Source organism: uncultured Campylobacter sp., from assembly GCF_938039245.1.
Taxonomy (GTDB): Bacteria; Campylobacterota; Campylobacteria; order Campylobacterales; family Campylobacteraceae; genus Campylobacter_A.
Genome location: NZ_CALHVN010000031.1, coordinates 19,140 through 38,675 on the forward strand (window position 1 = coordinate 19,140; position 19,536 = coordinate 38,675).

Sequence of the window (19,536 nt, forward strand, 5' to 3'; positions counted from 1 at the left end):
CTAAACGTCGAGCTCTTCGATAGCTTTGACGAACTTCTCGCTCTCGATGAGCTCTACGAGTTTTTTAATACACTCTTTGTTCTCGTCGTCTTTAAATTTATCGACTACTAGCATAATGACCTTTTTGGCGATGCTTAGGCGGTATGCTGCCGGATTTTCGTAGCTTGCAACTTTGGTCATCTTAACGAAGCTATCGCCTATCTTTGAAAGCGCCTCGGCCTTTTTGCCCGCAGGCAGTTCGCTCTCTCTTATATCTTTTACTGCCAGGCGCATCTCTTCGATAAAGTTTTGATAGATGTTTTGCTTATCTTCGCCGCTTTTATTTAGATAGCTTGCTGCTTTTAGTTCGTCCCAGTCGCCGTTTTGAGATTTGTAGTTTTTTATGGTTTTTACGGTTTTGTTTAAAATTTCGGCTATGCGCTCAAGGCTGAAGCCTTTTAGATAAAGCTCCTTAGCAAGCTCTTTTATATTTGGTTTCTCAGCCATTTAAATCCTTTAAGTCCATTTTTTTCTCGCTGTGTCTAAACGCTCTTATACCGAGCCTGGGCGCGCTATCGTCTTCTATTTGGCTCGGAAGCTTCTTGCTAGCCATCTTCAAAAGCAGAGCGTCCATCTTTTCTATCTGCTCATTCAGCGCCTCTTTGGGAAAGTTGTTGCGCTTTTTGAGCTCGATAATAGTCAAATTTACGCCGATGTCTTTTAATAGCGGCGTAGGGTTTTGCGGAAGTTTGATGAAAGAGGAGATATAAGCCAAGGCATCGTTTACGCTATCGTCTATGACGCTTTGATTAACGGCGCCGCTTCCTTCAAAGTCGCTGAGTTCTTGCAGCTCTCTAGTAGAAACTTCTTTTAGTAGATCCTCGTTTGTTAAAACCATTATTTCGTCTCCAAATATTTTAAACCTTTTGACCGTATTCGTTATTAGCTTTTAGCGAGCGTTAAAAGCGCGTTAAAACGTTTAAAATATTTTTCTCGTAGTTTTAGTCGTTTTTGATTTAAAAGGGCGTGAGGCGTCTTGATTTCGCGGACGAGCAAAGCCCGTCCTTGCGACAGGGAGTTTTACTCCCTTGACCCACCTAAAGCCCTGCCTTACGGCGGGTTCCCAGCTTTGTTACATTTTTAGCTCGATGATCGCGTCAAGCCTATTGCAGATCGGAAGCGGTCTGCTTTCGCTAACAATGCCCCAACCCATACCTTTATCGAGCACCTCCGGAGCCGCAGCAAAGAATTTCGTCGGAGCCTTTCCGATGGCGGACGTATGGTTTGCTCTCGTATAAACTACCTCAAAGATGTCGTCCATCAAAGGCACTACTATGCCTTTCTTGCCGCTCATGTAGCTCGTATCTCTGCCTTTCGTATTTTTGTACGAGGCATCGTAAGGCATAAAGGTCTTGCCGAAAAGTTTAAGCGTTAAAGCGCCGTTGCTATCTACGACTTCGCAGGATTTTAGTTTTAGAAGCTCTTGGGCTTCGGCTAGTTTAAGCAGCTCGCCAAAAAGCTCTCTAGTTACTAGCGCGATATACGGCTTTGCAACGCCTAATACCTCTTTTTGAGCGGCCTCGATATCGCTTAGCAAATCCAATAACTTAGTCGCATTCGTGATAGTTATCTCTTTTCTATTTGCGCTAAGCTCAAACAGCACCTTCCCTTTGCCGTCCATTACCTTACCGAAAATAGCGCCTATGGCCATATACTCTACGGTGTTGGCGATATTGCTCTTTTGACTAGCTAGTTTTTTGCCGATAGCCGCAGACAATGATTTAAGCTGCTCGCTTTGGGTATTGAGCGTTCTTAGTAAATTCATCTCGCTAGCCGGGAGGGTATCGTACTGCGGGAAGCGAGGAAGCGGTACGGAGATGATAGTTTGGTCGGGATTTTTAGTCACCAAGTGCTCTCCGTTTTCGCTAACGCTTTCAAGGATTACGCCCGCGCCTTTTTCGATGATAATGTTATGGGTATTGGAAAGCGTCGGAGTCCATTTTTTGAAAAACGTATCCGTTATAAAATTTTGATCGACCTTAGTCTGAATTATGATCTCAGTCATCGCCTCGACCGTAAATTTTTTTAAAAGTTCATCCATTTTTATCTCCTTATCTCACTATAATTTTTTGTTTGAACAGTGCGGTTTTTAGCTCCGCGGCGGCGCCTTCCAGCATTACCTCGCCAAGCACCAGCACGTCGGCTTCTTTGGTGGCTTCTACATTGTCGCAAAGCACGCCAAATACTGCTTGGGCGTTTGCGATGGTCGTAGTTTGATTGTCGCTGGTCACTGCGGCAAAACTCTCGCCGCCGTTAATACTAAACAGCACGGCTCCGCACTCTAAAACCTTTGTAGTCTCTACTTTGGCGTTAACGCCTAGCACCTTGTTTACGACCACGTCTCCGATGGTCTTTGGCTTTTTTTGTTCGTTAGACATTTTATTCTCCTCCTAATGCAAATTTAACGACGTCTATTTCTGCGTCCGATTGGCTTTTGTTGGCAAACATATCGTTACTCGGTATGCTCGTTTTTTGTCGCGGCGGCATAACGCCTTTTAAAAACTCATTAAAGCCGTTTAAATCGGCTTTTGCGTAGCTTAGCGCCCACTGCTTTTGGCTTTCTTGAAGCTTGTTTGCGACAATAGCCGCATCTACCGCGCTTTGAGCTAGTTGTTCTTTTAGCGCAGCAACCTCTTGTTTAGAGGCGTCAAGCTGATTTTTAAGCTCGACTATCTGAGCCTCATAGCTCGCGCCGCTTTGCGTAGCAGCCTGAGCCTGCGGCTCGCCTTTTGGATTTTTCGCATCATCCATGTTCGTCTCCTTTGTGAAATTTTTATTCGCTCTTACCTCTCCGAGTTCGTCTAAAAACGGCTTATTGGTTAGCGCCGCGGAGTGCAGCGTGCAGCCCTGCCAGGCTCCTGTCTTTTCGTCTACGCCCATAAAGTCGTAAACCGGGCTAAGATATTTATATTCGCCGTTTTTGATGAATTCTTTTGCTTTGGTCGTCCAACTTACGCGCCCGTAAAGCGCGCCGTCTTTTATAAAAAGCTCTTTTACCCAGCCAGCGGCAGGCGCTATCTCTCCGCTTAGGGTCTGGTGCTCGTAGTCGATCACTATATCTAGGCTGCGCTTGTCGAAATTTAGTTTCATCTTTTCGATATCGGCTGCGTCTATACTAAACGTTCCTCCGGCGTGTCCTTGCCAAACGCCGGTTACGGCCAGGCAAATTTCGCTTAAAACTCCTTCTTTCTCGTCCTTTAGCGCGATTAAGTCTTTGGTTATGAGCATAAGAATTCGTCCTTTTCTAAAAATTGCGTTCGTATCTGCCTGGTTAGCACGTAGACGTAGCCGTAGTCGGTAATATCGTTTAGTGACGCTTTAGCGTTTTGGGGTTCTATCCTAAACTCATTACATAAATTCGAGTTTCTTAGCTTTTCATCTATTGCCTCGCATAGAGCGTAGGCTTTAAATTTATTGGCTTGTCGGTAGTTTTGATTTTTGTTTGAAGTGCAGGCTAGTATATGGATATTATACGTCGCGCTTCGTTCTACTACGTTTTCGTATTTTTCATCCACGAACTCTACGAATACGAAGCTCTCGCCGCCTTTTATCAGCAGCTCCATCTCTTCTTTACTGTTAAACTCGCCCAGGTACGCTTTAGTTACCGAGTTTTTGGGTTCGGCCGCTTCTTTAATCGTGTTTATCAGTTCTTTTTCAAATTCTTCTAGCATTTAGCGCCTTTGATTATTTTTGTGCGAATTATGAGCTGTTTTGTGCCGAAAATCTATTACGGGACTTTGACAAAGTTTTTTAACAAAAAATCGTGATAGATTTTGAGACGGGTATGGCGTAATATTGCGGCAAAAGTTTGGAGGACGCCATGACCTTAATAGAAAAAATCAAAGAAAACGAGGGTCTTAAAGATCATAGGTACGAGGATAGCTTAGGAAGACTAACCGTGGGCTACGGCTTTTTGCTTGCCGCGCTTACGGCCGACGAGTTAGCGCTAAACGGCGGCAAATACGAACCCATGAGCAAAGCGACGGCCGATAAAATTTTAGAGCTCAAGCTTGAAAAACTAACTGCTGCAGTCTTTGCGACGTTTGATTGGCTAAAGGAAAAACCAAAAAACGTCCAAGAAGTGGTGATAGAAATGGCCTATCAGCTAGGCGTTTCAAAGGTTAAAAAATTCGTAACCACGATGCACCATATAAGAGCGGGCGAATATAGAGCCGCCTATCAAAGCGGTATGAGCTCTCTTTGGGCAAAACAAACGCCGAACCGGGCAAAGAAGGTGCTAAATGGGCTATTTGATAACTAAGCTTCCGATCGTAGGCTTTGCATTGGCCGCGCTTTTGGGTCTTGCTTGCGTAAATTTGTTCCTCGAAAATTCAAGGCTAGAAGGCGTAAATTCCGTCTTGCTTAAAGACCTTGAAAGCGTAAAAGAGAAAAACGAGCGACTGACCAAGGACTACGCTACGGTAAAAAATAATCTAAACGCCTGCAACGTATCTCTTTCTTTGCAAAACGAAGCTATAAAGGCCGCCGCGGTAGAGATCGACGATACTCCGTCAAAAGAGGCCGAACGGATAAAGAAGATCTACGTCAAAGATAAAAGCTGCGAGGCCGAACTGGCGGCATATAAGGAGCTGTTTCGTGATTAGGATTTCGCTTTTTTGCCTATTTGCTTTAATATTTGCGGGCTGCGCGGCCAAACCTCAAGCGAGCGAGCCGCATATCATTTATCAAGAAAAATACGTACCCGTAAAGTGCAATGCCAAGATGCCCGTAAAACCTAAAAACGACGGTACGTTCGAGACGGATAAGAGGATTGCTATTTACTACCGCGATTGCGAAAGATTTCTCAAACAATGCCTGGGGATAAAGGAATAAAATGGAAAATAGCCTAAATTTTAGCGACGAGATCAAAGAAGCTACGGGACTTATAAACTCCGCCGGAGCTTGGGGAGCGAATGAGTTTTTGGTCTTTATGGTAATTTTCGGCTTTATAGTATTTGTGGTGATCTTTTGGCTACTAAACAAAACCGCGAACAAAAACTCCGAAATTTTGGTGGATATTTCCGTAAGAAGCAACGAAGCTATAAATAACAACACGGCCGCCACCAGAGAACTGGTAGAGACGCTACGCACCGAAAACGGCGCGAACCGCCAAAAACTAAACGAAATTCACGACGACGTAAAAGAGATAAAACAAAACGTTAGACGAAGGCGACCTATTAAAAATAATAAATTTAGCGAGCATATCGGTGATGAGTAGGGAATATTTTATAGAAATCGCAACGATTAGCGAAGTTCGCGGTGACAAGGCAAGAGTGGCCGTAGGCTCAATGGTTACCGATTTTTTGCCGGTATTTCAAAGCTTCTCAAACTCCTTTGCCGTGAGCTTCTCTCCTATCAGGGTAGGCGAGCAGGTGCTGGTCTTGCCCGTAAGAGGCAACCTAAACAGCGGCGTCATACTTCGCGGACTCTACCAAAGCGCGCATAAAGAGGAGCCGACGGATAAAAAGGTGCGCGTAAGCTTTGAAGACGGCGTAAGCATGAGCTACGATACGGCTAGCTCGACTCTTGAAATTTCGGCGCCGAAGCAAATAAACATAACTTGCGGCCAGCTGAATTTAAAAGGCGACTTGGAAATAGGCGGCAGCATCCACGCTACGGGGCGCATCATAGACGAGGGCGGCAATACTCCGCACCACTCGCACTAGGAGATGAGTATGGGATATCTTACGACTATAGAAGAGAGTATAAAAGACATCTTGCTTACGCCCCTTGGTTCGCGGGTTATGTTGCCGGAGTACGGTAGTCGCTTGTTCGAGCTAATAGACCGAAGGGTAGACGACGAGTTTAGAGCCGATCTGGCCTGCTACGTCATAGAGGCCGTAGAAAGATGGGAAAAAAGAGTGAAGATAGATGAAGTAAAGCTAATAAGCCTAAAAGACCATAAGCTAAATTTTAATATCGTTCTAATTAGCGGCGACGAGATAGGGATAGAGCTATGAGCTTTTTAAAAAATTTACCGTATCCGGACGTGATCGAAGAGCTTAACTACGACGAGCTTTTAAAGGGCGTTAAAGAGCTTTTTAAAAGCTATTTGACGGACAAAGAAATTTCGCTTTTGGAGAGCGATAACTATTCGGCCCTGCTTGAAACGCTGGCTTACCGCGAGCTGCTTTTGCGAGCCAGAATCAATAGCAGCGTAAAAGCCATGCTGCTGCCTTTTTCAAGCGGAAGCGATCTTGATAATATCGTAGCGATATACGGCATAGAGCGGCTAAAGGGAGAAAAGCCGACGGCCGGTATCGAGCTTTCGCTTTCAACCCCTAGGGATGCGGATACGATAATTCCGGCCGGAAGCGTTTTAGTTAGCGACAATGGCGACGTCGCCTACGTCAAAGAAACGGCGATCGTCAAAAAAGGAGAACTAAAAACTACGGCCGTATCGGTGCTTGATAAATTTATAAAATCAAGCCCGCTAAAGTGTGAATATATCCAAACGCCTTTCCCGTTCGTATTAAAAGCAAAGCAACTAAGCGATTTTAGCGGTGGCGCAGAGGTAGAAAGCGACGAAAGACTAAGGGAAAGAGCGGTACTTTCTCTTGAAAGATTTAGCACTGCAGGAAGCGCAAAGGCCTACGTCTATCACGTTTTAAGCGCAAATTCAAAGGTAATAGAGTGCAGCGTTAATAACGGCGGGCCGGGAGTAGTTCAAATTTATCTAAAAAGTTTAGATATGAGCGAGGATACGCGCGCTAGCGTAGCGGAGTATTTAAGCGGCGAGAAAGTGAGGCCATTTACCGACAAGGTAGTAGTCAAAAACGCCCGAATCAAAGACATAGAAATCAAAGCGACGCTGGAGCTTACCGACATGTTTTTGCAAGATATTATAGACAAAGAAATAAAAGCATCTAGAAAAAGTCTAAAACTAGGCGAAGACCTAAATTTGAGCTATATCTACTCTATGTTACATAAAAATGGAGTGTACCGCGTAAATTTAGCCGCTCCGACTGCAGATACCAAAGTAGACGAGGATAGCTTTGTCAGAATAAGCTTTAACCTATCGTATGCAAAGGCAGAACTATGACGATGCTTCCCGGACACAAAAGCAAATTTGATAAGAAATTTGACGAGTTTTTTGATGTCAGGCTTAATGAGCTCGACCTTGGCTCAATAAACATCTTGGCTACTTCTTGTCCGACGCCTCTTTTACCTATCTTAGCCGATAGCTTTGATGTGGATATAGACGGGCTTGGCGAAGATTCAGCTAGAAAACTCATTAAAAATGCCTTTGAGATACATTATTACTCGGGCACCCTTTATAGCCTAAACAAAGCATTGCGCTCGTTTTATGCTGATATTAGGATTCTTGAGTGGTTTAGCTACGACGGCGAGCCTTACTGTTTTAAGGTCGAAATAGATCTCAAAGATGACGGCACGGACGAGACGAGATACAAAAAGCTCGATACCGTCGTGCAACGCTATAAAAACGTCCGCAGCGTTTTTAAAGGATTTAACCTTATTAGGAACGCAAGAAGCGAAGTTTATCTTGGGGCAAATGCCGCAGATACGGAAAAAATGGAGATTTTCCCGATCCAATCGCCGGGAATGGCGTCAAGCGCGCCGGTTAATACGAGCGCGGCTTATGCTCAAAGCGAGCAAATTAACATTTATCCATATAAAGTTAGAGATATTAGCTTAAATTTAGAGCGTTTCGGCGCTGTAATTTGCGAATTTATCGAGGACGTAAATTTGCCGCCGATGCAAAGCGAGATCTTAAACGCGCGATCAACCGCCGCAAGATTTAGCGGCGGCGCGGTAACGATAGATGAGACAATCAAAATTTAAACAAAGGAGAAAAAGTGTCATACGCAACAATAATCACGAAACTAGGCAAAGCGGCGATCTCAAAGGCTATCGCCGATAGAGAGCAAATCAGCCTCACGAAAATGGGCGTAGGTCAAAGCAAAGACGTCATAAGCGACGAGTGGCAGACATTGCCCGAGGAGGCGCAAAAATTTAGTATTAGCGATATTAGAGTCAAAGAGGATGATACAAATATAGTCATAGTTCAGGGCATACTTGAGGCTAGCGTGGGCGGATTTGTTATCAGGCAGGTAGGCATTTACGGAGCGGACGATAAGCTTTTTGCCGTCGCAAACGTGCCTGAGACGATCAAGCCGCGTTTAAGCGAGGGTGCGGCGAAAGACCTAACGATAAACTTTTATATCGCCTTAAGCGATACCGGCGTTATAAATTTGACCGTCGAGGAGAGCTCTAAATTTGCTTCCCGTCGATATGTCGATACTAAATTTGACGCCGCTTTGGTGGAGACTAAGGCAAACGAGCTTTATGCGCCAAAGACGCACAATCACGATGAGGTTTATCTAAAAATAGAGGATTTTGAAAAATACAAAAATCAAAAAAGCGCCGAGGGGGGAGAATTTTTAAATAAATTTATCAAAGATCCGACGAGCGATAAAATTTCATATAAATTTTTCTGCCTAGAAGATCCTTATACATATCCCATTACAAAAGGCGGGCTTGTAAGCATAAAAGACAAATATCTCGTAGTAAATGAGGGCGGTAGTAGCAATAAGCCGGTGTCGGCCGGCGTTACGGCCTATACAAAACCGTATAAGCAAATTAGTAAACTTGACGAAAATCAGACCGGCGGAACGTTTAGGATGCTTTTTACAATAGGAGATGATGTTTATTTTTGCCAATCTGCAAATCAAAAACTCTGGAAATACAATATCCCAAAAAATGAATGGACTTATATATCGAATTATGAAATACAAGTAACTAGCGATATATACATATCCCCAAAATATCCGCTTATACGAGCCGACAGTAGCAACAATACGATTGCGGTAGTCGGAACTAGCAAAACTATCAAAACGCAGGCCAACTTCAATGATCTATTGTTTATCGAGGACTTTATAGTCGTCAAGAATGGCGCCAGCATATCAAAAGTCTATAAGGTTAGCGATGAATTTGCGATAACCGAGGCATCTGTAAATGATCTGCCTTTAAAAGAAGGCGACATAAAAGCGATTAAAATTAATATTGCCAATACTGTTTCAATGAGAGGCAACTATTATAAAAACGGTAGCGATATTTACGCTTTTAGGTATAAAGACGACGGTACTAGCGAGCGAAATTTTGGAGTTCTAGTTAAAAATAAGACTCAAGTAGATATTCCTATTCAGCCGGTAGAGGCGATTCAAGAGGATATATGTTTACTAAGAGGAACGAGATATATTTTGCGACGCAATAAGCCACTAACTGATTTTTCAAAACAAAGATCCGGCATGTATAGCCTAGATGATCTTATTAAAAACATGAGTGAAGACAGCATTTACACCGACTTATTTGATATTGTAGACGGTAAAAAACCTATTAGATTGCCGGTGCTAATTTTAAGCGGGGAAGAAACCGAAAAGGGGCTAAAAATAGCATTTTTGGCAAAACCTAGAGATTTTATTGGTAATTGTTTCTACGAAACAATCATCCCTTACGAAGAGCTAAGGGGGCTAAAATGAAACCTACCCTAAAACAATGGCTACAAGTAGCCAAAAATTTCATCATCGAGCTTCCGCTTGAGATACTTGCCTTTTTCGTCGTGCCGATCGTGCTGCTTTTTTTAAAAGAGAGCGACGACCATCTGCCGGGCTGCTTTCGCTGGTTTGAGGATGCGGACGACTACTACGACGGGCAAAGCGCTGCGATCAACGGCGACGGCGGATGGAGACGGGATCACTTCCCGCCCCCTAAAAACCGTACGTATTTCGCGCGCCTTTGCTGGCTTTTGCGCAATAGAATAGGCTATTTTAGCGTCAAATATCTGGGCGTCAAAGTCTTAGATGTCCAGCCTGCTAGCGTCGTCACTCAAGGCGACGTGCTTATCACTCAAAACAAAGGGCGCAAAAGCGGTTTTTGCAAGGTAGAGTGTCGTCTTAAAGACGGTCGCGAGCGGTTTTGCTACTACCGCGAGATAAGATATACGGGCTTTTTAAGCGGCTTTTATTGCCGCATTTACGTCGGATGGAAACTCATGGATATAGCCGGCGCAAATTCCGAAAATTGGCACGAATTTATCGAAGACGGCGATAAAAAGGTGCTAAAGACCGTTTGGGCGTTTCATCCGCTAAAAAGAGTAAAACAATGAAAACATCAACTAAGACTTTTATGATTATTGCGGCGGCCATATTGATCGCAGTCACAGTGATAAATTTAATCAAATAAAGGAGCAAAAATGAAGCTGATAGTCGAGAGGATTAAAGAGATTTACGACGGCACGATAGGCAGATTTCGCCTAGTTTCGGAAGATAGGCGCGTGCTGCTAGAGGGCTTTACGCTTGAGCCCGCGGGTCCGGATACCGTAGAGCGAGGCCGCGATAAGCGGATACCGGCCGGAGTTTACCAAACGACCTGGCATGAAAGCGACAAATTTCAAAGGCTTTTGCCATTACTTTTTAATGAAAAAGTGCCGAAAGATAGATGCATACTCATCCATAGCGGCAATATTGCAAAAGATACGCAGGGGTGCATCTTGCTTGGAAATAAGGCGGACGAATACGGAGTCGGCGACAGCAAAAGAGCGCTGGAAGCTTTTATAGGGCTGACGTTCAAAAAAGAATTTCAAGTGGAAATCATCAATAAATTTTAAAAGGAGATAGTATGGCAGCAAAGTTCGGAGTAAACGTAACCATAAGCGCCGAGGCCGCAAGACCTATCAGCGTAGAAAGCGTTACGCCCATAGGAATCGCCGGATACGAGGAGGTCCTAGAAAACGGCCTGCATTTTTTCATGACGACGGCAAAGGCGCTTGAAGCGTTAGAGGCAAAATACAAAGCCAAAAAGGACGCGAGCCAAGCCTTTAAAAAAGGCTCGATTTATAGGGCTCTAAAAGGCATCGAAGATCAGGCGGTAAATACGCAAATAATATTAAGCGTATTTACCAAAGACGACGATAGCGACACGAATGACGAGATCACCGAGTGCAAAAAGGCTATATCAGAGCTAACCAAAGCAAAATCTCGCTTCGGATATAACCCTAATTTAATTATATCGCCCGAGTTTAGCCACGAAGACGCTGTAAAAGGCGAGATAGAAAAAGTAGCTACCAGGCTAAAAGCAACCGGCATCGTAGATCTAAAAGCCCAGGACGCGGCCGCGGCGATAGTAAAGATGGGGGACTTCGGCACTAGAAGGCTCGTTGCAGCGTATCCTAACGTCAAGGTTTGGGACGATGAAACGAACGCTTACGTCTATGAAGGGCAAAGCGCTAGAATAGCCGGAATGATAGCTCATACGGACGGTGCAAGCGAGTTCGGATATAGCGACAGCTACTCAAACAGAGTGATGATAGGGGTTTCGGGCACGGAAGTAGACGTAGATTTCGAGCTTGGCGAGACGTGCACGGCTGATGAGCTAAGGGCGGCTAAAATTTCGACCGTCATCAGAGAAAGCGGCTTTAGGGCTTGGGGCGGAGAGACTAGCGACCAGGATACTATATGGAAGGATTTAGCGCGCGTTAGAGTATTTGACCGTATTTCGCAGGCTTGCCAAAAAGGCGTGCTATTTGCTATCGACAAAAAGGCCGACCAGCTCTATCACGCCAAAAGAAGCGTTAGCGAGCTGCTTAGGGGGCTTGTAGGAGCAAAGGTATTGCTCGGATACGAGCTATCTTGGAGCGAGAAAAATACGCTAGCAAACATCACGGACGGTAAATTTTACCTAGACGTCAGAATGCAAAACACCCCTATCGTAAAACAGCTAACGCTTGATTTTATCTATGTCGATAAATACGGCGAAACGCTGATGAACGATTTAAATAAATAGGCGCCTTAAGAAAAGGTTTTTGGAGCAAATCAGGGGCGCCCAGCTTGCGGGGACTTTAGTATTTGCTCCTTTAGTCAAGCTTTGCTTGGCGTTAAAAGGAGATAAAAAATGGTAAAAAGACAGATACCTCAGGTCGTTCAGGAGGCCAATGTTTTTATAAACGGCCAAGGATATTTAGGCGTCGTTAAATCTCTAACTATCCCAAAGATAGAACAAGAGATGATCGAAGTCAAAGGCGCGCTTGGCGGCAATTTCGCAAGCGGGACGATAAAACCCGTAGAAATGGAGTTTAAGCTAAGCGTACTCGATAAAAACACCTATCTTGGATACGGGCTAAATACTTGGAATAACAGAATTCCTTTTTTATTTAAAGCTAGCGTATTTCAAGCGGGCAAAGGCGCTCCCGAGCCTTTTTCTATGGCCGTAACCGGCGATATTACCGAGATAGACCCGGGAAGCTTTGAAAGCGGAAAAGAGATGGAAGTGAGCGTCAAACTAGCCGTACATTTTTTAGATATAAATATAGGCAAAATCCCCGTGGCGCTATTTGACGTAGAAAACATGATATGCCTGATAGGTGGGGTGGATTATTTGGCGCAAGTGCGTTCAAATTTGGGCGAATAATAAATATTTTCTATCGGCGACGAGAGCTGCGCCGATAGATTAAACGGCTTTTAAAGGCCTTTAAATTTTAAGTCAAAGGAATAAAAATGAGCAAGAAAAATGAAATCATCGAACAAGACGGTATCAAATACACCGTCATTACGCTATCAGGCGGTAACGAAGTTAAAATCAGGCACCCAAAGGGCAAAGATCTTCGCTTTGCTATGAGCGGCGCAAAAGGCAGCGAGGCCGATTTGACTTTTAGGCTAGCTAGCAACCTTACTTGTATGAGCGAAGCCGAGCTTGAGGAGCTAGAAGCTAAAGACTGTTCGCTTATTCTTAGCGCGGTGGCGGGTTTTTTGTCCTAGGCCATACCTTTGAGGGCGTAGCGATAATAGGTCATACGCTTCATTTTTCGTTTGATGAAATTATGGAGTTTAGCATAGACGAATACGTAAAATTTTTAGGGATCGCAGAGGAGATATTAAAGAGTAAATTTTAGCGGTTTACTTTTATGAAACCGCTTTTTGAGCCTCTTTTAAAACGTAGCCGACGATGCCTATAAAGCCGCCTAGCAAGCCAAGACCAAATAGTACGGCTATGACATTATCAAAAAGGCCGGGATAAATATAAAACAAAGCCGCAAATAAGGCGATAAGTAAAAACACTTTCATATTTAATCCTTTTTATAGGAATTGTATCACAAAAAGGAGCGCAAATGCAAGAGACGTCGGTAGGTATCGGTATCGGCCTAGCCGTTAGAGGCCTAAGCCAGATAAATACACTAAGAGATAGTCTAAGGAATATGACCAGGACGATAAATGAGGCTAGGCAGGCTCTGGGTTCTCTTGATAACGCCAGATTAAATAACTTACAAGAAAATTTAAGGAGCATGAGGTCGAATCTAACGAGCGAGCTGGCCCAAATACCAAACGCTTTAAAAACCAGTGTCATAGCAGTGCCTATAAAACTAGCCATAGACGACGAAGCAGCCTTTGCTAACGTCAAAAAATACGTAGACGATAGCGAAGAAAACTTACTAAAGCTAAAAAACGAGATGAGAGGGCTTTCAAGCGAGCTTGGAGAAAGCTTTGAAAATATCGCAAATATCGCAAGCGGCGGAGGCAAGATAAATTTAGCTGGCGAAGATCTCGTAAAGTATACGAGACTGTTGGCTACGGGTTCTACGGCGTTTGAAATGAGCGCCGAGCAAGTGGCTACTGCAGCTAATAATATGAAAGTGGGCTTTAAGCTAGATAAGGTCGATGAGCTCAAAGAGTTTTTCGACGTCGTGAATTTGCTTGACAATAAAGTCACTAACGCAGGAGCAGCCGACATACTTACGGCCACCTCTTTAACGGCGGGAAATGCAAATTTGCTCGGATTAAACGAAAAAGCCGCCAGTGCGATAGCGGCAAGCATGCTAAGTACAGGCAAAGCCCCGTCGGTCGTAGGCACTTCGCTAAATTCCCTTTATACTAGGCTAGCCAATATAGACAACCAAGGCAAGAAATTTCACGAGGCGCTAGCTACGATAGGCCTAGATGCTAAACATCTAAAAACAGCTATCGGCAAAGATGCCGCGGGAGCCGTAACGCTATTTTTAGATCGTATTGCCGCTGCGCCCAAAGAACTCCAAGCCGGACTACTTTATGATCTTATGGGCGGAAATTTTAGCGACGAGATCGCAGGACTCATCACCAATATGGATGCTTTTAAAGCCAATATGAAAATGGCCTTTTCGGACGAAGCCGCAGGAAGCATGCAAAAAGAATTACAAGTTAAACTAAATACTGCAAAGTCGGGCATCCAAAGGCTTATGCAAGCCTGGAGAAATTTAGGCTCTAGTTTAGGAGAAACCTTTTTACCGCTTACCAACTCTTTAGCGTCGATGTTGAGCTCTTTAGCTAAATTCTTAAGCGACTTAAGCGCTAAATTTCCAACGCTTACGGCAGTAATGATAAGCGCGGTAGCGGGGCTTATGCTATTTAAGCCCGTATTTTTGATAGTAAGGATAGCCGCCCTTAGCGCAACGGATGCGTTTATAACCTTGGTCAGGGTGCTTAGGTTTTTAAACCCCGTTACGATGATAGCTAGAGCTAGAACCCTGGCTCATGCCGCAGCTCTTAAGATACAAGCGGCAGCCACGTGGCTCGTAGGAGCTAGGCTCAGAGCCGCTCTGATACTAGCCGCAGCATGGAATACGGTAGTAAGGATATCTACCGCGCTTTCTTTGGCCTTCGGCAGAGGTCTAGTTATTTTACGCGCGGGCTTCACGGCTGCGGCCATCGGCGCAAAGATTATGCGCCTAGCTCTTATATCTACCGGTATCGGAGCCCTCGTCGTAGCCATAGGGGCAGCGGGAGCCTATATCGTAGAACACTGGGACGAGGTCAAAGAATTTTTCCTAAATTTTTGGGAAAAGATAAAGACGGTTTGGGATAACGCGATAGTTTGGATCAAAAATGTATGTCAAAGCGTAGCCGACTGGTTTAACAACCTATGGGGTAGCGTAGCGGAGTTTTTTAAAGAAATTTGGCAAAGCGTCGCAAACTTTTTTAGCGGTATTTGGCAAGGGATAGCCGGCTTTCTTAGCTCTATCTGGCAAAAGATATACGAGATGGCGGGCGGCTTTATAGACGCTATCATGGAGGTATTTAGATGGGCATACGACAGTATAGTCTCTATCTTTACCCCTGTGGCAAATTTCTTCAAAGATATATTCATGCCTATAGCCGATTTTTTAAAGCCTATATTCAACGCCTCGATAGATTTTTGGAGCAAGCTATTCGGGGGCTTTTTTGATTGGGTGGCAAGCAAATTTCAATGGATCGTAGATACGGTTAGCTCTATCGGCGATGCACTCGGGGCGGCTACTGATTGGACGAAAGACGCCCTTGGTATAGGAGACGGAAAAGAGGCAAATTGGTACAACCCTTTTTCTTGGTTCAACGATGACGCACCGCAGGAAGTCAAGATCGCTAAGGCAAAAGACCCGATAAAAGACGTCAAGCTGCCTGCGTATACAGGCTTGCCGCAGTTTAGCTCGGATACGCTCCAAGACAAAAACCACAACGCTTCCATAAACCAAATTTTAAAGGCAAACGAAGCGGCGCCAAGCATTGATGCCAAAAAACCGAGCGGAGTCGGCGGCATTCTTGGGGCATCGCCCGGATACAAAGAAAAAGTAGGCGGCGCCCCCGGGGCTATTAACGTTACCTTCACGGGGGATTTTAGGCTATTTGGGGAAAGCGGCAAATTTGATTTAGAAAATTTCAAGGCTCAAATAACAAGAGGCGTCAAAGAGGCGCTTAAAAGAGATGAATTTAACAGTGCCAACACTGAAATAAGAGAGCAAAGGTAGCGATATGGTCTTAAATTTAGGAGGCTTTAAATTTACATGGAAACAGGTGGGCGGTATATCGCTCGAGACCGAGTTTGGTATAAGCTCGCAGGACCGTATCCAAAATCACCCCGTTTTATTTGCGGCAAATTTAGGAAACCAAACTATCAGTATAGAAGGTCAAACCTTACCCTATAACGGCGACAAACAGACGGCATTAAAAAGGCTTTACGAGCTGGCGCGCGGTAGACAAAGCTATGCGCTAACCAACGGAAACGGCAAATATTTCGGCAGGTTCGCGGTTATAAAAATCAGCGAAAAACAAGCCGTATTTACCCCAAACGGAGCGTTTTTTACGCAGAGCTTTAGTTTGGAGCTAAAAAGGGATTACGATGGATAAAATTTACATAGCTAAAGACGGCGATAGGCTCGATACTATCGTCTATAACCATTACGGACATTTAAGATTTTTCGAGCAAGTATTAGCTCTAAATCCAAAACTAGCCGCTACGCTTAAAGCGGGCGACAAGGTATTTTTGCCCGAGATAAAAGAGAAAGCCAAGGAGCAAAATAAGCTATGGTAAAAATTCAAGGCAATAAAATTACCGCGCAGCATTTTTCGCTTAGGCAAGGCGGCGGCGAGCGAGACAAGGGAGCGTATGCGTTATATGTAACCGAAGTCGAGCGAGACGGCAACGAAGTATAAGTAGAAAAAGGCAAGCGATGAAACACCCGAATTTTAAGCTCGAAGCAAACGGCAAAGATATTACGGAGATAATCAGGGCAAATTTAATCAGCCTAAATTTCGACGACAAGGAAGGCAGCAAAAGCGACGAGATAAGCTTTAGCGTTAGCGGCATATACGCCAAGCCCGTGTTCGGCGATAATCTAAAGCTTTGGCTCGGGTATGCCGACGCCGCTAGCGAGCAAAGCCCGCTTAGCGGCGGCTTTACGCAAGCGGGCGGCGCGACTACGCGCGCATCGAGTAATGATTTATATCTTTGCGGCTCGTTTAGCGTGCAAACGGCTAGCAGGGATTATAAAAACCAAACCACCGAAGTAAGAGCCACTGCCGTAAATTTCGCAAGCCCCCAAAAGATAAAAAAGCGCAGAAGCTGGGAGAATACCACCGTATTTGAAATAGCAAGGAAAATAGCCGGCGAAAATAAGCTTGCCGTAAAAACGTCCGGGCAGGATCAAAACATCGCATCCGTCTTGCAAAACGACGCGGGAGATCTAGATTTCTTGTATGGGTTATGCTTTGATTACGGCTTTATTATGGCCGTAAAAAACGCCACCATCGTCATAGCTTCCAAAGACGCCAAAGGGGACGAAACGCAAACTTCAAACACGCCTAAAAACGAGAGTTTGCCTAAATTTACCCTAAATTTAGGCGAGCTTTACTCATTAGAGATAACCGAAGCCAACAGAAACTCATATGGGGCGGTTATAGTAGAGTGGCAAGATATAGAAGCGGGAAAAACAAAGAGTATCAAGGTAGGCTCGGGAGAGCAAACCTACAAGATGCAAATAGCCCAACCAAAATCAGATAACGAGGCTTTTAGGCAAGGCGAAGCCAAGCTAAACGAACTGCAAAAAGGCGGCATAAACGGCAGGTGTTCTTTGCCCGGAGCAAATATAGTGGCGGGCGGAAAGCTTAAATTTAGCGGTATAGCGGGGCTAGAAGCAAACGAATTCAGTATCAAAAGCGTAAGCCATAGATTGAGTACGGATAATTACGAAATAGAGATTGAATTTGAGGGGTAAAAAATTACGAAGCAAAGCCGCCGGCAACCCCACCTCGTAAATACAAAGTAGCAAGGTAATATTACTAAATTTTCTTACAAGGTAGCGAAAAATTTAAATTTGTAAGGAAAATCATGAAGACTACTAAACTAAAGGCTCCGTTTGCTTGGGTAGGCGGTAAATCAAAGTTGGCAAGCAAGATAATCCCTCTTATGCCGCCGCATATTAAATATGTTGAAGTTTTCGGCGGTGCGCTATCGGTGTTTTATCAAAAAGAACCAAGTAAAATCGAGATAATTAACGATATCAACGGCAACCTCATAAATTTACACCGCATTATTGGGACTAGACCGCAAAGCCTAAGTGCCTATGTGGACGCTATGCTAAAAAGCCGTGAGATATTCTACGCCATAAAAGAGGGCAAGATAAAACCTAAAAACAAGATAGAGGCTGCGGCGTTTTACTACTATCAAATAAGCCTAAGTTTTGGCGCAAAAGGGGATAATTTTGCCATGCCCAAAAACAGGAGTGCTAAAAATATATACAAGGACTTTTCTATATATTCAAGGCGTCTAAGGCGCGCTTCTATAGAAAATTTGAGCTATGAAAAGTTGATAGGACAATATGACGGTGCCGATACTCTGTTTTACATAGATCCGCCTTACGTAGGAACGGAAAATTATTACAAGACGGCAGATGGATTTACGACGTCTGATCATCAAAATTTAGCTCAAATTTTAAAGAGCATCAAGGCCAAATTTATGCTTAGCTATAACGACTGCGAAATGGTGCGCGATCTTTACGCGGGCCTTAATATCAAAGAGCTTGAGGTAAGTTATAGCCTAAACAACGCAGTGGAAAGAAAAACTAGCGGCGAGCTATTGATTATGAATTTTTAAGAGGCGGAGGTTTATGCCGTCCCACCTAGTCTTTTTAATTCTTTGTAAAGAGCAGCCATGTATTTTTGATTTTTAACATTACAGGCTAACTCACCACAGTTTATGGCCTTTTCACATCTTATAATCTCGCTTTTGATATCGGCTATTTTATATTCATACCTACCCTCTATCGTTATCTTGGCATTCCAGCTCGGGCTCCATATACAAAACATTGTTCTACTCCTAAAATCAAAATCCCGGGCTTCTATGATCAACCTTTTAAGCTCGGCTCTTACCATATTATCTCCTTTATTTCTTTATAGTAGACTATAACTCTACACAGCTGTGTATGGGCTGTGGTTTGGGCATATTCCTTATAAAATATAATAAATTTTAACATTTGGACTAAAATTAGATAAATTTATTACAAAATAAAACCAAAAGGAGAGTGTATGAATATGAACGAAGTTACGGAAAGATTAAAGGACATATTGGCTACCGAAGGCAAGAAAAACATTAAAGACGGCGATGTAGCTAGAGAACTGGGAATAAACCCCAACGCCTACGCTCAAATGAAATTTAGAAACGCCGTACCGTATAAGCAAATAATGGATTTTTTAGTAAAACGCAAAATTTCTATCAATTTATTCTTTTACAATCAAGAGGGCGAAAGTTTGGACGAGTCCGAAAAGAGATATAAAACTCTAAGGCTGTTTAACGTTAGAGCAAGCCTCGGCGGCGGAGGTTGGAATGAAGACGAAGATTTCGACGAGGTAGTAATGGATAATAAAATATTAAATAAATTTAGTAACTGCAGCGGGCCTTATCCTGTTGATATTATACCTGCTCAAGGCGATAGTATGGAGCCCCATCTGTGTAACGGGGATTTATGCATGATAGCAAGAGGCGTACCATATAAAGACGGAAACGTATATGCGGTAAACACTCCGGACGGGCTAGTCATCAAAGAGTGCTATAAACAAGGAGAAGAATTAATGTTGGTATCTTACAATCCTATTTATACACCTATGAGATTTTATCAATGTGAATGTCAAATAGTAGGTAGATTTGTAGGTCTACTTAGAGACATGAAGCATATAGATTAAAAGAGAACAAGAGTTTTAA

General features: G+C 43.8%; 28 protein-coding genes. 20 read left to right on the top strand and 8 right to left on the bottom strand.

Annotated features, from left to right (window positions below):
* The 6 genes from Q0218_RS05350 to Q0218_RS05375 all read right to left on the bottom strand — a co-directional run bounded on the left by Q0218_RS05350 (position 1) and on the right by Q0218_RS05375 (position 3,710).
* The gene (locus Q0218_RS05350; RefSeq protein WP_021088424.1) at positions 1–486 is read right to left on the bottom strand and encodes a DUF1804 family protein; all 486 of its coding nucleotides are present in this window, start codon (positions 484–486) and stop codon (positions 1–3) included.
* Complete coding sequence (locus Q0218_RS05355; protein WP_122862019.1) at positions 479–877, bottom strand: phage protein Gp36 family protein; 399 nt, start codon at positions 875–877, stop codon at positions 479–481. The genes Q0218_RS05350 and Q0218_RS05355 overlap by 8 nt, the downstream gene beginning before the upstream one ends.
* 234 nt (positions 878–1,111) lie before the next feature.
* Positions 1,112–2,080, bottom strand: a complete 969-nt coding sequence (locus tag Q0218_RS05360) for a major capsid protein (protein WP_297967157.1) — start codon at positions 2,078–2,080, stop codon at positions 1,112–1,114.
* Positions 2,081–2,090: 10 nt separating this feature from the next.
* Positions 2,091–2,417, bottom strand: coding sequence for a hypothetical protein (locus tag Q0218_RS05365; RefSeq protein WP_297967160.1), 327 nt, complete (start codon positions 2,415–2,417; stop codon positions 2,091–2,093).
* 1 nt (position 2,418) lies between these two features.
* Positions 2,419–3,267 (bottom strand): phage protease, encoded by an 849-nt coding sequence (locus Q0218_RS05370; protein ID WP_297967163.1) that lies wholly within the window; start codon positions 3,265–3,267, stop codon positions 2,419–2,421.
* A complete protein-coding gene (locus Q0218_RS05375; RefSeq protein WP_297967166.1) occupies positions 3,258–3,710 on the bottom strand; it encodes a hypothetical protein in 453 nt (150 codons plus the stop codon). Before Q0218_RS05375 ends, Q0218_RS05370 begins: the two co-directional genes overlap by 10 nt.
* A 149-nt stretch (positions 3,711–3,859) precedes the next feature.
* Here Q0218_RS05375 and Q0218_RS05380 point away from each other — a divergent pair, with 149 nt between their 5' ends.
* From Q0218_RS05380 to Q0218_RS05440, 13 genes are all read left to right on the top strand, one after another.
* A complete protein-coding gene (locus Q0218_RS05380) occupies positions 3,860–4,300 on the top strand; it encodes a lysozyme (RefSeq protein ID WP_297967169.1) in 441 nt (146 codons plus the stop codon).
* A complete protein-coding gene (locus Q0218_RS05385) occupies positions 4,281–4,643 on the top strand; it encodes a hypothetical protein (RefSeq protein WP_297967173.1) in 363 nt (120 codons plus the stop codon). The genes Q0218_RS05380 and Q0218_RS05385 overlap by 20 nt, the downstream gene beginning before the upstream one ends.
* Before the next feature lie 230 nt (positions 4,644–4,873).
* Complete coding sequence (locus Q0218_RS05390) at positions 4,874–5,257, top strand: hypothetical protein (RefSeq protein ID WP_297967176.1); 384 nt, start codon at positions 4,874–4,876, stop codon at positions 5,255–5,257.
* Positions 5,250–5,705: a phage baseplate assembly protein V gene (locus Q0218_RS05395; RefSeq protein WP_297967178.1), complete on the top strand. Its 456-nt coding sequence runs from the start codon at positions 5,250–5,252 to the stop codon at positions 5,703–5,705. The genes Q0218_RS05390 and Q0218_RS05395 overlap by 8 nt, the downstream gene beginning before the upstream one ends.
* A gap of 9 nt (positions 5,706–5,714) precedes the next feature.
* Positions 5,715–5,999 (top strand): GPW/gp25 family protein, encoded by a 285-nt coding sequence (locus Q0218_RS05400; RefSeq protein WP_297967181.1) that lies wholly within the window; start codon positions 5,715–5,717, stop codon positions 5,997–5,999.
* Complete coding sequence (locus Q0218_RS05405; protein ID WP_297967184.1) at positions 5,996–7,081, top strand: baseplate J/gp47 family protein; 1,086 nt, start codon at positions 5,996–5,998, stop codon at positions 7,079–7,081. The genes Q0218_RS05400 and Q0218_RS05405 overlap by 4 nt, the downstream gene beginning before the upstream one ends.
* Positions 7,078–7,842 (top strand): phage tail protein I, encoded by a 765-nt coding sequence (locus tag Q0218_RS05410; RefSeq protein WP_297967186.1) that lies wholly within the window; start codon positions 7,078–7,080, stop codon positions 7,840–7,842. Before Q0218_RS05405 ends, Q0218_RS05410 begins: the two co-directional genes overlap by 4 nt.
* 14 nt (positions 7,843–7,856) lie before the next feature.
* The gene (locus Q0218_RS05415; protein ID WP_297967188.1) at positions 7,857–9,539 is read left to right on the top strand and encodes a phage tail protein; all 1,683 of its coding nucleotides are present in this window, start codon (positions 7,857–7,859) and stop codon (positions 9,537–9,539) included.
* Positions 9,536–10,165, top strand: coding sequence for a hypothetical protein (locus tag Q0218_RS05420; RefSeq protein ID WP_297967190.1), 630 nt, complete (start codon positions 9,536–9,538; stop codon positions 10,163–10,165). Before Q0218_RS05415 ends, Q0218_RS05420 begins: the two co-directional genes overlap by 4 nt.
* Positions 10,166–10,252: 87 nt before the next feature.
* Complete coding sequence (locus Q0218_RS05425) at positions 10,253–10,666, top strand: DUF5675 family protein (protein ID WP_297967193.1); 414 nt, start codon at positions 10,253–10,255, stop codon at positions 10,664–10,666.
* 11 nt (positions 10,667–10,677) lie between these two features.
* Positions 10,678–11,841 carry a phage tail protein gene (locus Q0218_RS05430; RefSeq protein ID WP_297967196.1) on the top strand — a complete coding sequence of 388 codons (1,164 nt, stop codon included), beginning with the start codon at positions 10,678–10,680 and terminating at the stop codon, positions 11,839–11,841.
* Between the two features lie 108 nt (positions 11,842–11,949).
* Entirely contained in the window at positions 11,950–12,465 is a 516-nt protein-coding gene (locus Q0218_RS05435) for a phage major tail tube protein (RefSeq protein ID WP_297967200.1), read from the top strand.
* Positions 12,466–12,551: 86 nt separating this feature from the next.
* Complete coding sequence (locus Q0218_RS05440; RefSeq protein ID WP_297967204.1) at positions 12,552–12,812, top strand: phage tail assembly protein; 261 nt, start codon at positions 12,552–12,554, stop codon at positions 12,810–12,812.
* A gap of 144 nt (positions 12,813–12,956) precedes the next feature.
* Here Q0218_RS05440 and Q0218_RS05445 read toward each other — a convergent pair whose 3' ends face one another.
* Positions 12,957–13,118: a hypothetical protein gene (locus tag Q0218_RS05445; RefSeq protein ID WP_297967205.1), complete on the bottom strand. Its 162-nt coding sequence runs from the start codon at positions 13,116–13,118 to the stop codon at positions 12,957–12,959.
* A gap of 44 nt (positions 13,119–13,162) precedes the next feature.
* Between Q0218_RS05445 and Q0218_RS05450 the strand changes: the two genes are divergently transcribed.
* From Q0218_RS05450 to Q0218_RS05475, 6 genes are all read left to right on the top strand, one after another.
* Positions 13,163–15,808, top strand: a complete 2,646-nt coding sequence (locus tag Q0218_RS05450; RefSeq protein ID WP_297967207.1) for a phage tail tape measure protein — start codon at positions 13,163–13,165, stop codon at positions 15,806–15,808.
* A gap of 4 nt (positions 15,809–15,812) precedes the next feature.
* Positions 15,813–16,187 carry a phage tail protein gene (locus Q0218_RS05455; protein ID WP_297967210.1) on the top strand — a complete coding sequence of 125 codons (375 nt, stop codon included), beginning with the start codon at positions 15,813–15,815 and terminating at the stop codon, positions 16,185–16,187.
* A complete protein-coding gene (locus tag Q0218_RS05460; RefSeq protein WP_297967213.1) occupies positions 16,180–16,371 on the top strand; it encodes a tail protein X in 192 nt (63 codons plus the stop codon). Before Q0218_RS05455 ends, Q0218_RS05460 begins: the two co-directional genes overlap by 8 nt.
* Complete coding sequence (locus Q0218_RS05465; protein ID WP_297967216.1) at positions 16,365–16,493, top strand: hypothetical protein; 129 nt, start codon at positions 16,365–16,367, stop codon at positions 16,491–16,493. The genes Q0218_RS05460 and Q0218_RS05465 overlap by 7 nt, the downstream gene beginning before the upstream one ends.
* 17 nt (positions 16,494–16,510) lie before the next feature.
* Positions 16,511–17,554 (top strand): phage tail protein, encoded by a 1,044-nt coding sequence (locus Q0218_RS05470; protein WP_297967219.1) that lies wholly within the window; start codon positions 16,511–16,513, stop codon positions 17,552–17,554.
* 113 nt (positions 17,555–17,667) lie between these two features.
* Positions 17,668–18,432, top strand: a complete 765-nt coding sequence (locus Q0218_RS05475) for a DNA adenine methylase (protein ID WP_297967222.1) — start codon at positions 17,668–17,670, stop codon at positions 18,430–18,432.
* Positions 18,433–18,443: 11 nt separating this feature from the next.
* On the opposite strand, the gene Q0218_RS05480 is transcribed toward Q0218_RS05475, so the two are convergent.
* On the bottom strand, positions 18,444–18,710 hold the full coding sequence (locus Q0218_RS05480) for a hypothetical protein (RefSeq protein WP_297967225.1): 267 nt from the start codon (positions 18,708–18,710) through the stop codon (positions 18,444–18,446).
* Between the two features lie 153 nt (positions 18,711–18,863).
* On the opposite strand from Q0218_RS05480, the gene Q0218_RS05485 reads away from it, so the two are divergent.
* The gene (locus tag Q0218_RS05485; RefSeq protein ID WP_297967228.1) at positions 18,864–19,517 is read left to right on the top strand and encodes a S24 family peptidase; all 654 of its coding nucleotides are present in this window, start codon (positions 18,864–18,866) and stop codon (positions 19,515–19,517) included.
* Positions 19,518–19,536: the final 19 nt, after the last annotated feature.

Bases quoted from the DNA above. Each gene is read 5' to 3' on its own strand.
- Q0218_RS05380 (WP_297967169.1), top strand. From the start codon at position 3,860: ATGACCTTAATAGAAAAAATCAAAGAAAACGAGGGTCTTAAAGATCAT.
- Q0218_RS05435 (WP_297967200.1), top strand. From the start codon at position 11,950: ATGGTAAAAAGACAGATACCTCAGGTCGTTCAGGAGGCCAATGTTTTT.
- Q0218_RS05450 (WP_297967207.1), top strand. From the start codon at position 13,163: ATGCAAGAGACGTCGGTAGGTATCGGTATCGGCCTAGCCGTTAGAGGC.
- Q0218_RS05390 (WP_297967176.1), top strand. From the start codon at position 4,874: ATGGAAAATAGCCTAAATTTTAGCGACGAGATCAAAGAAGCTACGGGA.
- Q0218_RS05350 (WP_021088424.1), bottom strand. From the start codon at position 486: ATGGCTGAGAAACCAAATATAAAAGAGCTTGCTAAGGAGCTTTATCTA.
- Q0218_RS05475 (WP_297967222.1), top strand. From the start codon at position 17,668: ATGAAGACTACTAAACTAAAGGCTCCGTTTGCTTGGGTAGGCGGTAAA.
- Q0218_RS05405 (WP_297967184.1), top strand. From the start codon at position 5,996: ATGAGCTTTTTAAAAAATTTACCGTATCCGGACGTGATCGAAGAGCTT.
- Q0218_RS05440 (WP_297967204.1), top strand. From the start codon at position 12,552: ATGAGCAAGAAAAATGAAATCATCGAACAAGACGGTATCAAATACACC.
- Q0218_RS05455 (WP_297967210.1), top strand. From the start codon at position 15,813: ATGGTCTTAAATTTAGGAGGCTTTAAATTTACATGGAAACAGGTGGGC.
- Q0218_RS05445 (WP_297967205.1), bottom strand. From the start codon at position 13,118: ATGAAAGTGTTTTTACTTATCGCCTTATTTGCGGCTTTGTTTTATATT.
- Q0218_RS05430 (WP_297967196.1), top strand. From the start codon at position 10,678: ATGGCAGCAAAGTTCGGAGTAAACGTAACCATAAGCGCCGAGGCCGCA.
- Q0218_RS05480 (WP_297967225.1), bottom strand. From the start codon at position 18,710: ATGGTAAGAGCCGAGCTTAAAAGGTTGATCATAGAAGCCCGGGATTTT.
- Q0218_RS05365 (WP_297967160.1), bottom strand. From the start codon at position 2,417: ATGTCTAACGAACAAAAAAAGCCAAAGACCATCGGAGACGTGGTCGTA.
- Q0218_RS05460 (WP_297967213.1), top strand. From the start codon at position 16,180: ATGGATAAAATTTACATAGCTAAAGACGGCGATAGGCTCGATACTATC.
- Q0218_RS05395 (WP_297967178.1), top strand. From the start codon at position 5,250: ATGAGTAGGGAATATTTTATAGAAATCGCAACGATTAGCGAAGTTCGC.
- Q0218_RS05410 (WP_297967186.1), top strand. From the start codon at position 7,078: ATGACGATGCTTCCCGGACACAAAAGCAAATTTGATAAGAAATTTGAC.
- Q0218_RS05465 (WP_297967216.1), top strand. From the start codon at position 16,365: ATGGTAAAAATTCAAGGCAATAAAATTACCGCGCAGCATTTTTCGCTT.
- Q0218_RS05420 (WP_297967190.1), top strand. From the start codon at position 9,536: ATGAAACCTACCCTAAAACAATGGCTACAAGTAGCCAAAAATTTCATC.
- Q0218_RS05385 (WP_297967173.1), top strand. From the start codon at position 4,281: ATGGGCTATTTGATAACTAAGCTTCCGATCGTAGGCTTTGCATTGGCC.
- Q0218_RS05375 (WP_297967166.1), bottom strand. From the start codon at position 3,710: ATGCTAGAAGAATTTGAAAAAGAACTGATAAACACGATTAAAGAAGCG.
- Q0218_RS05370 (WP_297967163.1), bottom strand. From the start codon at position 3,267: ATGCTCATAACCAAAGACTTAATCGCGCTAAAGGACGAGAAAGAAGGA.
- Q0218_RS05485 (WP_297967228.1), top strand. From the start codon at position 18,864: ATGAATATGAACGAAGTTACGGAAAGATTAAAGGACATATTGGCTACC.
- Q0218_RS05425 (WP_297967193.1), top strand. From the start codon at position 10,253: ATGAAGCTGATAGTCGAGAGGATTAAAGAGATTTACGACGGCACGATA.
- Q0218_RS05400 (WP_297967181.1), top strand. From the start codon at position 5,715: ATGGGATATCTTACGACTATAGAAGAGAGTATAAAAGACATCTTGCTT.
- Q0218_RS05360 (WP_297967157.1), bottom strand. From the start codon at position 2,080: ATGGATGAACTTTTAAAAAAATTTACGGTCGAGGCGATGACTGAGATC.
- Q0218_RS05355 (WP_122862019.1), bottom strand. From the start codon at position 877: ATGGTTTTAACAAACGAGGATCTACTAAAAGAAGTTTCTACTAGAGAG.
- Q0218_RS05470 (WP_297967219.1), top strand. From the start codon at position 16,511: ATGAAACACCCGAATTTTAAGCTCGAAGCAAACGGCAAAGATATTACG.